Below are 12,257 nucleotides of genomic sequence, written 5' to 3'. Positions count from 1 at the left end.
GTAAAATCTTTATAACTCCTATTGTAATGAGTTTTCCCTCAGAAAATAAAGCTGAGCGCGAGGATCAGCGCCAGTCCGACGACGGAGAGCAGCGTTTCCATCACGGTCCACGATTTCAAGGTTTGCGGCACGCTCATGTTGAAAAATTCTTTCACCATCCAGAAGCCGGCGTCATTGACATGGGAGAGCACGATCGATCCGGCCCCGGTGGCGAGCACGGCCAGCTCGACGTTGGCCCCCGGCGTCATTGCCAGCACGGGCGCTACGATGCCGGCCGCCGTCGTCATGGCGACGGTCGCGGAACCGGTGGCCACGCGGATAAGCGCCGCCACGAACCAGGCGAAAAAGATGATGTTCACATGAGCGCCGGTGGCGATTTCGGCGATCGCTCCGCCGACGCCGCTATTGATCAATACCTGCTTAAACGCGCCGCCGGCCCCGATGATCAGGACGATCGTCGCGATCGGCGCCAGGCATTCGCTGGTGAACTTGGATATTTCGTGTTTAGTAAAGCCCCGGCTGTACCCGAGCGAGAAGAAGGAGAATACGACGGCGATCAGCAAGGCCATGATTTCATGGCCGATGAATTCGCAGAACAGAGTAACCGCGCTGGTGGCCTCCGGATCGATAATGTCGGCGATGGAGCCGATCAGCATCAGGATGACGGGCAGCAAAATCGTAAACAACGTGATGCCGAAGCCCGGCAGCTTGCGGCCGCCCTTGACGGCGAATTGTTCGGCCAATTCGGCCGGCGGCTCCAAAACGATCCGTTTGCCGATGAATTTTCCGAACAGCGGACCGGCAATGATGGCTACGGGCAGGCCGATCAGGATCGAATACAAAATCGTCCGGCCGAGGTCGGCCCCGTAAGCATCGATCGCGATCATCGGTGCCGGATGCGGCGGGACGAGTCCGTGTACGGTGGACAATCCGGCGAGAATCGGAATGCCGATTTGCAGCAGGGACATTTTCGTTTTCTTGGCGACCGTAAAGACGATCGGAATCAGCAAAATGACGCCGACTTCGAAAAAGACGGGAATCCCCACGATAAAACCGACGAGCATCATCGCCCAATGGACTCTTTTCTCGCCGAAACGGTCCACCAGGGTCGTGGCGATGCGTTCGGCTCCGCCGGACTCGGCCATCATCTTGCCCAGCATCGTGCCTAGTCCGATGACGATCGCGATCGTGCCCAGCGTTCCGCCCAGTCCGCCCGTAATGGAGCCGACGACGTCCAGCGGCTTCATGCCGGCCAGCAGGCCGAGCAGCAGGGCGGAGATCAGCAGCGTCACGAACGGGTTCCACTTGTATTTGGAGATCAGCACGACCAGGAAAACGATCGTCAGCAGGGTCCAAAAGAGCAAGGTAGCATTATGGCTCATTCCAAACAGGGTATCCATGGTAGTTCCTCCTCATTGAAACGCTCGCAAAACCAAATGCAGCGCTTTCATTTCATCGATAACGTGAATCGTCCTTATTATGGACGATCACAATAGATCCATTACTGTATACTTGTCGACAACGTTAAGCATAAAATCGCACCCTTTGCCATTCATAGCCTTCTCGGCACGAATTTGAACGGGGCGAGCGTGGGGGCCCTACATCTTTCAACGATTAGGAATACTCGTATGCAGCGTCAGGTGGGAGTCGGCAAAATACTCCTCGACGTTTCGCTGGATGATGTCGCTGTCGCGCGATTCCAGGCCTTGCAGCAGCTTGCGATGCTTGCCGATGACATAACTGATTTTGTCTTCGCCTTGGGACAGCACTTCGCGCGTCGTAATCAACATCACCGTCATGACGATTTGGCGGATGCTAGTCCACAAATGCAAAATTCTCGTATGCTTGGCGCTCGTAATGATCGTTTCATGAAAACATAAATCCTGATAGGCAAAATCCACGATGTCCCGGTGTTTGCCGGCGAGCTCCATTTTATCGATGATTTGCGCGAGCGGGGCGATCAGCACTTCGGGATTCGCCGCCAGGCGCTGCCAGGCAAAGCTTTCGATCAAATAACGGACATCGTAAAGTTCTTCGACATCATGCAGGCTGAGGCCGCTTACGACGGCGCCCATGCGCTGCAAGGCGATCAGTCCTTCGCCCGAGAGCGTTTTCAGTGCCTCGCGAACCGGGGAACGGCTGGTACCGAAATCCGCGGCGATGCGGTTTTCCGATAATACGGAGCCCGGTTTGATCGTCCCATTGATGATTTGCAGCCGCAGCTCGGCGGCGATGGCCTCGCCCAAAGAGCCGCCTTTTAACCAAGAAGAAGGGTATTGCATGCGATATATCTCCTATCCAAGGGGATTCATCCCGCTTGATCGTCATGTCTTAAATACTTTGATCATAGCATGAAATCCGCCGGATAGGGAACCAAACGCGCCCGGTTCTTCTCTGGCAGCTGCGGTTTATTTCGCCGATTCTACGGCATGCCCGCCAAATTCATTGCGCAGGGCGGCGACCACTTTGCCGTGAAACGTGTCCTCCTCCAGGGAACGGTAACGCATGAACAGCGACATCGCGATCACCGGCGCGTTGGCCTGCAATTCGAGCGCGGTTTCCACGGTCCATTTGCCTTCGCCGGACGAGTTCATGACTCCGCGAATGCTTTCCAGCTTCGGATCTTTGGAAAAAGCGGACTGCGCCAGCTCCATCAACCAGCTGCGGATGACCGAACCGTTCGACCATACCCGGGCTACTTGCTCAAAATCGTAGTCGTAGGGACTTTTGTCGAGCAGTTCGAAGCCTTCGGCAATCGCTTGCATCATGCCGTATTCGATCCCGTTATGAACCATTTTGAGAAAATGCCCGCTGCCGGGCTGGCCGGCGTATAAATAACCTTGGTCAACGGCAATATCGCGAAAAATCGGTTCGATGTGCCGGAACGCCGCTTCGTCGCCGCCGATCATGAAGCAGCCGCCTTGTTCCGCGCCTTCAACGCCGCCGGAAGTCCCGACGTCGAAGAAATGGATGCCTAGCGCCGACAGCCGATCGTTGAGCTCCAGCGAATTTTTGTAATGCGAGTTGCCGCCGTCAATGACCCTATCGCCGGGAGCCAGCAGCGGAGCCAACGCGTCGACGACCGACCGCAAAGGCGCGCCGGCCGGAACCATCACCCAAACGATACGGGGCGTTTCCAGGGAAGCGACCAGTTGCTCCAAGCTGGCGGCGGGAACGGCCCCTTTGTCCGCTGCGTCGGCGACGGATTGCGGATTCATGTCGTAGGCGACCACGTCATGCCCGTGCTCCAGCAGATTTTTGACCAGATGAAAGCCCATTTTACCGAGCCCGATCATGCCCAATTTCATCGAAAAAGCACCTCTTTTCAATACAAGTATACTTGTATACAACTTATACTTTGAATATACTCTGATCGGAAACGGCTGTAAACCCTTTTTTGTAAGCGCTTGTTCTCATCCTCCATCCGGATAAAAATACTTTTCCACATGTGCATAACTTATATACGAAGGGTTTGGCGCAGATTCCTGTGGAAAACCGGATTTTTTTGGCGTTGCTGTGGATTGTGTATAAGTGGAAGCGCGAAAAGCAGGAGAGCGGCAGGAAGTTCGGTTGACTTTTCATAGGCGGTATGGTTAAATGTAAAAAGGCATTTTCTGTGGATATGAAAATGGTGAATATAAACGATGATGATTCCTGTAAGGGGGTGCAATAGATGAAACCGACTTTCAAACCGAATGTGAGCAAACGTAAAAAGGTTCACGGTTTCCGTAAAAGAATGAGCACGAAAAACGGCCGCAAGGTTCTCGCTGCTCGTCGTCTCAAAGGCAGAAAAGTACTGAGTGCGTAAAGCGTGCGTAAAGACCACCGCGGTGGTCTTTTTTTTGTATGGAGCGATAGTTACGGCAGGCATTTGTCTATAATACTTAGAAGTTACGAATCAAGGAGATAACTCGTGCATAAACAACTTCGTTTAAGAAACCGGGCCGATTTCAACCGCATCTACCGGTTCGGCAAGTCTTTCGCCAATCGGCAACTGGTCGTCTACTGGTCCAACAAACCGGATATCGAGCGTTTTCGCTTGGGGGTCTCGGCCAGCAAAAAGATCGGGAACGCGGTGGTCCGGAACCGAATGCGGCGGATGCTGAAGGAAATCGTCCGGCTGCATGAGGCAGAGATTCGCGACCATGTGGATTTGATTCTGATCGTGCGGAACGGTGCCGTCGGAATGGACTATAAGGACCTCGAAAAAAGCGTGCTCCATGTGCTTCGGAAAGCCTCTCTGGTGGGGCCTCCCGGACGTTAAGCAGGCTTGTTTCTTTGTCCTTTTAAATATGTTATGATTTACGATGAATGGATAGGTTAAGAGAGGGGTTTTGAAGTGTCGCGATTGATGACTAACAGAAGAAGATGGCTTCTTCTCCTTCTTGCGGTCGGGCTGGTGGCGGTTCTCGCCGGTTGCGCTCCGCAGAATGCACATTTGGCAACCACGACGGAGAACATGAGGGAACAGGGATGGTGGACCGCGAACGTGGTTTACTATTTCTCGCTGGCGCTGGATACGTTTGCAAAATGGTTTAACGGCGAATACGGGCTTGCCATTTTGATTATGGTGTTGATCGTACGGACGCTGATCCTGCCGCTGACGCTCAAACAAGTGAAGAGTTCCAAGGCGATGCAGGCGATTCAACCGGAATTGCAAAAAATCAAGGAACAATATAAGGATAATCCCGAGAAACAGCAGCAGGAAACGATGAAGCTGTTCCAGGAGAACAAAGTCAATCCGATGGCCGGTTGTTTTCCTTTAATTATCCAAATGCCGGTGTTCATCGCGTTATATAACTCGATTTACTACAATTCGGCGATTCGCGAGCACTCCTTCCTTTGGCTGCAGCTGGGCGAGCCGGACAAGTTCTTCATTTTGCCTGCGATCGCAGCGATTACGACGTTTATCCAAACGAAGATGATGTCGAGCATGAACCCGTCGGGCATGCAAGGGCCTATGGCGTTTATGATGTGGGTGTATCCGATTTTGATTTTTGTGATGGCATACAATTTTGCCGCGGCGCTTCCGTTGTACTGGATTTTCAGTAACCTGTACACGATTGCGCAGAACTTCTTCATTTACCGCAAGAAAGAACCGGCCGTTGCCATGGCAACCGCAGGCGTACCGGCGGGTTCTTCTTCCAGTAAGAAGCGGGGTGGCTCCAATCTCAAAGCCGGTCATCCCGGCAAAGGCGCCAAGGAGGCCAAAAAATCGAAATGAATAAAATCGTGACGTCGGGAAAAACCATTGAAGATGCTGTAAGACAAGGATTGGCCAAGCTCGGCACCACCGAGGATCAAGTCGCCGTGAATGTGTTGGAGCAGCCGTCAAAAGGATTCCTGGGACTGATTGGGGTCAGGGAGGCCAAGGTAGAACTAACCTTGCTGGAACGACCCGCATCAGTACCATCACCGAAAGGGATCGCAGCGGAATCGCGTACTTCTTTCTCTATTGAAGAGAAGGAATCGTATGGCAATCAGGATCCCTATGAGGAGGCGGCGTCATTTGTACGGGACGTCGGCGAGAACATGGGCCTCGACGTGAAAGTGGAGGTTGTTCATGGGAAAGACAGTACCGTGCTGAACATTTCGGGCCATGATTTGGGCTTATTGATCGGGCGGAGGGGGCAAACTCTCGATGCTCTGCAATATTTGGCGAATATCATCGCTAATCGTTATTCCGACAGCTTTGTCCGCATCGTCCTCGATGCCGAGAATTTCCGCGAACGGCGGAGAAAAACGCTGGAGGAGCTTGCCGTCAGATTGGCCGGACGGGTCGTTCGTACGCGTAAAGAGGTTACGCTCGAACCGATGTCGCCGCAGGAGCGCAAAGTGATTCATTCCAAACTTCAGGATCACCCGGAGGTCAAAACTTACAGTAAAGGCGAGGAGCCGAACCGGCGGGTCGTGATTTCACTGAAGCACAGTAAATGAATGGGACGCAATGACGTTTGCTCGGCGTGAAGCCTGGTGGACGTTGTTGCGTTTATTTTTTCTCATCCCACCCAAACCAGGATCTCAACCCACCCAAACCCTCCCTTACCGTAAGGGAGGGCTCCCAAGGACTTGCAGCCCTTGGGGATCCCGCAAAGGGGAGTAACGTGGGAGGAAGAGAGGTGCTCCTGCCCGCTGTCCCCTTCGGGGATGCGCTGGACTTGGGTGCGAGGAACGCTTTTCCCCCTTCGGGGACGTCTTACTTTGGGAGCACCCGGGTTACCTGGTAAACCGGATTGCTCACAACTGCTGCTTTCGGTGCTCCCGAGAACCTTTGCGGTGGGAGTCGCTTCTCGCCCCTTCGGGGCCCGCCTCTACTTTTGCGCTCCTGCTTGTGGGAGCGTGGAGGTACTGCGGGCAGATTGGATAGGTCTACGTGCAAGGAGGCCGCTGTCCCTTCGGGATACGCTGACGGTGGAGCAAGGCGTGGGGGCTTATTCTCCGAAGGGGACTGTGGAGGTCCGGTGAGAGGTTAGGTGTGACTCCGTGCAAGGAGGCCGCTGTCCCTACGGGATGCGCTGACGGTGGAGCAAGGACGTATGGGAGATTGCTTCGAAGGGATCGTGTGCCGTAGGTCGAGCGAAAGTTTTGCGAGACGAAATTTGAAAAAACTGGTGAGCGGTTGGGTGATCCAGACGAGGGTGCTAGCTTCTGTGCCGGGTGAGTGAATTGGGGTAGCGGAGCGGGGCGTATGCATCCGAAGAAATAAAAGCTTTCTGTAAGAAAGCTGCTTCGGAAGCATACGCTGTGGTCGCCTTTGCCATTGGATTGTAACCCTGTCGGGTGTTATCAAATGAAGACAATCCAATGGCTACAGCGATCGCAGGTCATACGACCAGCGCTGCGTCTAATTTCACCACGGATCCGCACGAACTCTTCATTGAAATACAACAAACAACTAGCGAGGTGAAACAATGCTAACCGATACGATCGCAGCAATATCGACGGCCGTCGGCGAAAGCGGCATCGCCGTCATCCGCGTCAGCGGGCCGGAGGCCATCGCCGAAGTGGGGCGGTTGTTCCGCGCCAAGACGGCGCTGCCGGAGGCGGACAGCCATACGGTACACTATGGCTTCATCGTGGACCCCGAGACGGACGAGAAGCTCGAAGAGGTGCTCGTCACCGTCTTCCGCGCGCCGCGCTCCTTCACCACGGAAGACGTGGTGGAAATTAGCACGCACGGCGGCATCATCTCCGTCAAACGCGTGATGGATCTGCTGCTCCAGCAGCGCGACATTCGCCTCGCCGAGCCGGGCGAGTTCACGAAACGCGCGTTCCTGAACGGGCGGATCGACCTGTCGCAGGCGGAGGCGGTGATTGATCTGATCCGCTCCAAGTCGGATCGGGCTTTCTCCGTCGCGCTCAAGCAGGTCGAAGGCGACCTGTCGCGCAAAATTAACGCGCTGCGGCATACGCTGGTCGAGACGCTGGCGCACATCGAGGTGAACATCGATTATCCGGAGCACGATGTGGAATCGATGACCATGACTTTCATCAAGCAGAAGTGCGCGGAAGTGTCGGAAGGCATCGATGCGCTGCTCAAAACGGCGAGCCAGGGCAAAATTTTGCGGGAGGGCATCACGACGGCGATCGTTGGACGGCCGAACGTAGGCAAATCCTCGCTGATGAATGCCCTCGCGCGCGAAAATAAAGCGATCGTCACCGACATTCCCGGCACGACGCGGGACGTGATCGAAGAATATGTGACGATTAACAATATTCCGCTCAAGCTGCTCGATACGGCGGGCATCCGCGAGACGATGGACGTCGTCGAGCAGATCGGCGTAGAGCGCTCCAAAGCGGCGGTGAACGAAGCCGATTTGATCTTGCTCGTGCTCAACAGCGCCGAAGCGCTGCACGAGGACGAGATCGCTTTGATGGATCAGCTCCAAGGCCGATCCACGATCGTATTGCTCAACAAGATGGACTTGCCGCAGCAATTGGATCGGGAGGTGGTCCGGCGTTATTTTTCCGAAGAATCGGTGGTGGAACTGTCGGTACGGACGGAGGAAGGCCTGGATCATTTGGAGGAAGCCATCGCCCGCTTGTTCTTTGGAGGGCAGCTGGAGTCGAATGATTTGACTTACGTGAGCAATGTGCGGCATATTTCCCTGCTAAAGAAGGCGAAGCAATCGCTGGCGGATGCTTATGAGGCGGCGGATAGCGGCATACCGATCGATATTTTGCAGATCGACGTCCGGCTCGCCTGGGAGCAGCTCGGCGAAGTGATCGGGGATTCGGCGCCGGATGCGCTGATCGATCAGATTTTTTCGCAATTTTGCCTTGGCAAATAAGCGGTTAACGTATCAGCCGGGTTCGTTCATGGTATGATGATACGGATAGATTTCTTTTTTCTGCGGGGTAAAGGAGGTTATTCATGATGAGTTACGATGCCGGAAGCTTTGAGGTGATCGTAGTCGGCGCGGGGCATGCGGGCTGCGAGGCGGCTTTGGCTGCTGCGCGGATGGGCTGCCGAACGCTGATGGTCACGATCAACCTGGATATGGTCGCATTTATGCCTTGCAATCCTTCAATCGGAGGTCCGGCAAAAGGGCATGTGGTGCGCGAGGTTGACGCCCTGGGCGGCGAGATGGGCCGCAATATCGATAAAACGTTCATCCAAATGCGGATGTTGAACACCGGGAAAGGCCCGGCCGTGCATGCGCTGCGGGCGCAGGCGGATAAATTTTCGTACCAGCATACGATGAAGGAAACGATGGAGAAAGAGCGGAATTTGACGATGCTGCAGGGCATGGTCGAAGAGCTGATCGTCGAGGACGGCCAGTGCGTCGGCGTGATCACCAAGACGGGCGCGGAATACCGGGCCCAAGCGGTGGTGCTAACCACGGGTACGTATTTGCGCGGGAAAATCATCATGGGCGAGCTGATGTACGAAAGCGGTCCGAACAACCAACAGCCTTCGGTGCGCCTGTCGCAAAACCTGAAGGAGCTCGGTTTTGAGCTGGTTCGCTTTAAAACCGGTACGCCGCCGCGCGTACACAAGGACACGATTGACTTCTCGCAAACGGAAATTCAGCCGGGCGACGAGAAGCCGAAGTTCTTCTCTTACGAGACGAAGGAATCGGATAATGAGCAGCTCCCTTGCTGGCTGACGTACACGTCGGAAGATACGCATCGGATCATTACGGATAACTTGCACCGGGCCCCGATGTTCTCCGGCGTCATTGAAGGGACAGGACCTAGATACTGTCCGTCCATCGAGGACAAAGTCGTGCGTTTCAGCGATAAGCCGAAGCATCAGATTTTCCTGGAGCCGGAAGGCAAAAATACGTCGGAGTATTATGTGCAAGGCTTCTCGACCAGCATGCCGGAAGAAGTCCAGCTGAAAATGCTGCGCTCGATTCCGGGGCTGCAAAACGTACAAATGATGCGTACCGGTTATGCGATCGAGTATGACGCAGTGGTACCTACGCAGCTCTGGCCGTCCCTGGAGACGAAACGGTTGCCGGGCTTGTTCACGGCGGGGCAAATCAACGGGACATCCGGGTACGAGGAGGCGGCGGGACAAGGCATCATGGCCGGCATCAACGCGGCCCGCAAGGTACAGGGTAAGGAACCGGTGATTTTGGACCGTTCGGAAGGGTATATCGGCGTGCTGATCGATGATCTGGTGACCAAAGGGACCAATGAACCGTATCGCCTGCTGACCTCCCGCGCCGAATATCGGTTGCTGCTGCGCCATGACAATGCGGATTTGCGGCTGACGCCGATCGGCCATGAAATCGGGTTGATTTCCGAGGAGTGCTATGCGCGGTTTTTGGATAAGAAGCAAAAAGTGGAGCAAGAAATCGAACGCTTGAAATTGGCGAAGGTACGTCCGTCGGAGATCAACCCGCTGCTCGAATCGATCGGCTCGGCGCCGATTCAAGACGGCAGCAACCTGCTGACTATTTTGCGGCGGCCGGAAGTCGCTTATGCACTGATCAGCTCGATTTCCCCGTCCGATGTCGAATTGGACGAAGAGATGCAGGAGCAGGTAGAAATTCAAATCAAATATGCCGGATATATCGAGAAACAGCTGCTGCATGTTGAAAAGTTACAGAAAATGGAAAAGAAAAAGATCCCGGACAATATCAAGTACGAGGATATTCAAGGGTTAGCCATCGAAGCTCGCCAAAAGCTGGCGAAAATCCGCCCGATCTCTATTGGCCAAGCTTCGCGGATTTCCGGGGTTACTCCCGCGGATATTTCCATTTTGCTCGTGTATCTGGAACATTATAACCGGGTCACCGCCGCAGGAGGGTAAACCGTGGATTTGATACAAGCCGAATTTCATACACTGCTGCAAGGTCATGGGATAGAGGTTACGGAAGAGCAATTCGCTCAGTTTGAACGTTATTACGAAGAATTGGTTTCCTGGAACGAAAAAATGAACCTGACCGGGATCACCGATCGGGAACAGGTATATATCAAGCATTTTTACGATTCAATTAGCTTGGCTTTCCATATCCCGATGGTCGAGGTCGCTTCGATGGCGGATATTGGTTCCGGCGCCGGCTTTCCGGGGATTCCTTTAAAAATTTGTTATCCACATTTGAAGTTAACGATTATCGATTCATTGAATAAGCGGATTCACTTCTTGCAGCATGTGGTCGATGAGCTTGGTTTGCAAAATGTTCGGCTTCTTCATGGTCGTGCGGAGGATCTGGGCCGGCAAGAGGGGCTCCGCGATTCATTTGATTTGGTTACCGCCCGGGCCGTAGCCCGGCTGGCGGTGCTGAATGAATTTTGTTTGCCTTTTGCCAAGACCGGTGGAAGATTTGTGGCCATGAAAGGAAGCAATCCTCAAGATGAGGTGAAGGAAGCGTCCCGCAGCTTGTCCGAGCTCAAAGGGAAATGGGTAAGTACGCCGGAGTTCTCGTTGCCGATGGAGAATTCGGAACGCCATCTGGTGATCATCAACAAAACGGGAACTACGCCGAAGAAGTACCCGCGCAAGGCGGGAACTCCGGTCAAAGCGCCTTTAATATAACAAAAACGGGTTAGTCCCTAGTAAAATGTTCCACGTGAAACATAGAGTGACGACACCAGAATCATAGTTAACTATGAAAACGCCGAAAGGCGTTTTTTCTTTCTGTTCATTTCTCAACTTCTCTAAAGAAGAGAATAGGATTATAGAGGAAAAAGTGGTAGAATAGATATATCGGGTCCATAAGAGGGGATTTCAACCTAGTAGTGGCTGAATTACGCCCATATGAGAGATCAACCGACCTAATGGACAATTGTACTTCGTTATTTATGCAGTTTCATCCCTGAGGGATGTACTCGTAAGGCTTGGTCTTATGTCACTATGAAACTAGGTGGTAATTGACGGAATGAAAGAACAATTTTCTAAATTGTTTGGGTTAACCGAACGAAGCGGCGGAGATGAAGTAAGACAAATTCCGGTGGGGGAAATTGTCGGCAGTCCTTACCAGCCCCGGACGATTTTTGACGACGAGAAGATTGATGAACTGTGCCAAACGATTCGTACGCATGGGGTGATTCAACCGATTGTCGTGCGGTTCCGGAATGAGAAGTATGAGATTATTGCCGGAGAACGTCGCTGGCGGGCGGTAAAGAAACTTGGCTTAGAATCGATACCGGCAATATTGCGGGATTTCAACGATTCCCAGGCTGCCTCCATTGCTTTGATTGAGAATCTGCAGCGGGAAGGCCTGACATCGATCGAAGAAGCTTTGGCTTATCAAAACCTGATTGATTTGCACCAGTTGACCCAAGAAAGCCTGGCGCAGCGGTTAGGGAAGAGCCAATCCACGATCGCGAACAAAATCAGGTTGCTCCAACTTCCGGAAGTCGTTAAGAATGCGCTGATGGAACGGAAAATTACAGAGCGTCATGCGCGGGCTTTGTTGTCTCTGGATTCGGAAGAGCTGCAGTTGAAGGTGCTCGAAGAAATTGTCAGCAAAGAACTTAATGTGAAACAGACAGAGGCACGTATCGCTTTTTATAAAGAGGTGTCCCAAAATAAGAAAGCCTCATCCAAACGGATTTCCTTTACGAAGGATGTTCGCTTGGCGCTTAATACGATACGTCAGTCGATCGACATGGTTTCAGGCTCCGGACTGCAAATCAAGACGGAAGAGAAAGATCATGAGGATCATTACGAAATTGTGATCCAGATTCCTAAACGTTCATAGAACATGCTCGCTGACCCTAACCGCGAGGTTTATCAGGTCAGCTTATTTTTCGGAAAATGGGCATTCGTCCAATTATGCAAACAGCTCGTTACAACGGAA

The 12,257-nt window shown here is 53.2% G+C and carries 11 protein-coding genes; 8 read left to right on the top strand and 3 right to left on the bottom strand.

The genetic code is table 11. The features are described 5' to 3' along the window. Window positions 1-38: 38 nt before the first annotated feature. The 3 genes from ACQ4N8_RS19475 to gnd form a co-directional block, all read right to left on the bottom strand. Window positions 39-1,400 carry a GntP family permease gene (locus ACQ4N8_RS19475; RefSeq protein ID WP_430706012.1) on the bottom strand — a complete coding sequence of 454 codons (1,362 nt, stop codon included), beginning with the start codon at window positions 1,398-1,400 and terminating at the stop codon, window positions 39-41. A 207-nt stretch (window positions 1,401-1,607) separates the two neighbouring features. Then, window positions 1,608-2,282, bottom strand: coding sequence for a GntR family transcriptional regulator (locus ACQ4N8_RS19470; protein ID WP_430706011.1), 675 nt, complete (start codon window positions 2,280-2,282; stop codon window positions 1,608-1,610). A 126-nt stretch (window positions 2,283-2,408) separates the two neighbouring features. Beyond that, window positions 2,409-3,308, bottom strand: coding sequence for a phosphogluconate dehydrogenase (NAD(+)-dependent, decarboxylating) (gene gnd / locus ACQ4N8_RS19465; protein ID WP_430706010.1), 900 nt, complete (start codon window positions 3,306-3,308; stop codon window positions 2,409-2,411). Between the two features lie 365 nt (window positions 3,309-3,673). Here gnd and rpmH point away from each other — a divergent pair, with 365 nt between their 5' ends. The 8 genes from rpmH to noc all read left to right on the top strand — a co-directional run bounded on the left by rpmH (window position 3,674) and on the right by noc (window position 12,158). Next, the gene (gene rpmH, locus ACQ4N8_RS19460) at window positions 3,674-3,808 is read left to right on the top strand and encodes a 50S ribosomal protein L34 (protein ID WP_009223341.1); all 135 of its coding nucleotides are present in this window, start codon (window positions 3,674-3,676) and stop codon (window positions 3,806-3,808) included. A gap of 105 nt (window positions 3,809-3,913) precedes the next feature. Further along, entirely contained in the window at window positions 3,914-4,264 is a 351-nt protein-coding gene (gene rnpA, locus ACQ4N8_RS19455; RefSeq protein WP_430706009.1) for a ribonuclease P protein component, read from the top strand. A gap of 75 nt (window positions 4,265-4,339) precedes the next feature. Continuing rightward, entirely contained in the window at window positions 4,340-5,224 is an 885-nt protein-coding gene (locus ACQ4N8_RS19450; protein ID WP_430706008.1) for a YidC/Oxa1 family membrane protein insertase, read from the top strand. Next, window positions 5,221-5,937 carry an RNA-binding cell elongation regulator Jag/EloR gene (gene jag / locus ACQ4N8_RS19445; RefSeq protein WP_430706007.1) on the top strand — a complete coding sequence of 239 codons (717 nt, stop codon included), beginning with the start codon at window positions 5,221-5,223 and terminating at the stop codon, window positions 5,935-5,937. Before ACQ4N8_RS19450 ends, jag begins: the two co-directional genes overlap by 4 nt. A 974-nt stretch (window positions 5,938-6,911) precedes the next feature. Continuing rightward, a complete protein-coding gene (mnmE, locus tag ACQ4N8_RS19440; RefSeq protein WP_430706006.1) occupies window positions 6,912-8,291 on the top strand; it encodes a tRNA uridine-5-carboxymethylaminomethyl(34) synthesis GTPase MnmE in 1,380 nt (459 codons plus the stop codon). A gap of 86 nt (window positions 8,292-8,377) precedes the next feature. Further along, window positions 8,378-10,264 carry a tRNA uridine-5-carboxymethylaminomethyl(34) synthesis enzyme MnmG gene (gene mnmG / locus ACQ4N8_RS19435; RefSeq protein ID WP_430706030.1) on the top strand — a complete coding sequence of 629 codons (1,887 nt, stop codon included), beginning with the start codon at window positions 8,378-8,380 and terminating at the stop codon, window positions 10,262-10,264. 3 nt (window positions 10,265-10,267) lie between these two features. Continuing rightward, window positions 10,268-10,990 (top strand): 16S rRNA (guanine(527)-N(7))-methyltransferase RsmG, encoded by a 723-nt coding sequence (rsmG, locus tag ACQ4N8_RS19430; protein WP_430706005.1) that lies wholly within the window; start codon window positions 10,268-10,270, stop codon window positions 10,988-10,990. A gap of 343 nt (window positions 10,991-11,333) precedes the next feature. Beyond that, the gene (gene noc / locus ACQ4N8_RS19425) at window positions 11,334-12,158 is read left to right on the top strand and encodes a nucleoid occlusion protein (protein ID WP_430706004.1); all 825 of its coding nucleotides are present in this window, start codon (window positions 11,334-11,336) and stop codon (window positions 12,156-12,158) included. Window positions 12,159-12,257 lie beyond the last annotated feature (99 nt).

The sequence above is a fragment of the Paenibacillus macerans genome, from assembly GCF_050565405.1.
Classification (GTDB): domain Bacteria; phylum Bacillota; class Bacilli; order Paenibacillales; family Paenibacillaceae; genus Fontibacillus; species Fontibacillus macerans_B.
This window is presented reverse-complemented; position numbering and strand designations above follow the sequence as displayed.

Coding starts and splice junctions, on each gene's coding strand:
- ACQ4N8_RS19475 (WP_430706012.1), bottom strand. CDS start 1,400: ATGGATACCCTGTTTGGAATGAGCCATAATGCTACCTTGCTCTTTTGG.
- noc (WP_430706004.1), top strand. CDS start 11,334: ATGAAAGAACAATTTTCTAAATTGTTTGGGTTAACCGAACGAAGCGGC.
- rpmH (WP_009223341.1), top strand. CDS start 3,674: ATGAAACCGACTTTCAAACCGAATGTGAGCAAACGTAAAAAGGTTCAC.
- gnd (WP_430706010.1), bottom strand. CDS start 3,308: ATGAAATTGGGCATGATCGGGCTCGGTAAAATGGGCTTTCATCTGGTC.
- ACQ4N8_RS19470 (WP_430706011.1), bottom strand. CDS start 2,282: ATGCAATACCCTTCTTCTTGGTTAAAAGGCGGCTCTTTGGGCGAGGCC.
- jag (WP_430706007.1), top strand. CDS start 5,221: ATGAATAAAATCGTGACGTCGGGAAAAACCATTGAAGATGCTGTAAGA.
- mnmE (WP_430706006.1), top strand. CDS start 6,912: ATGCTAACCGATACGATCGCAGCAATATCGACGGCCGTCGGCGAAAGC.
- mnmG (WP_430706030.1), top strand. CDS start 8,378: ATGAGTTACGATGCCGGAAGCTTTGAGGTGATCGTAGTCGGCGCGGGG.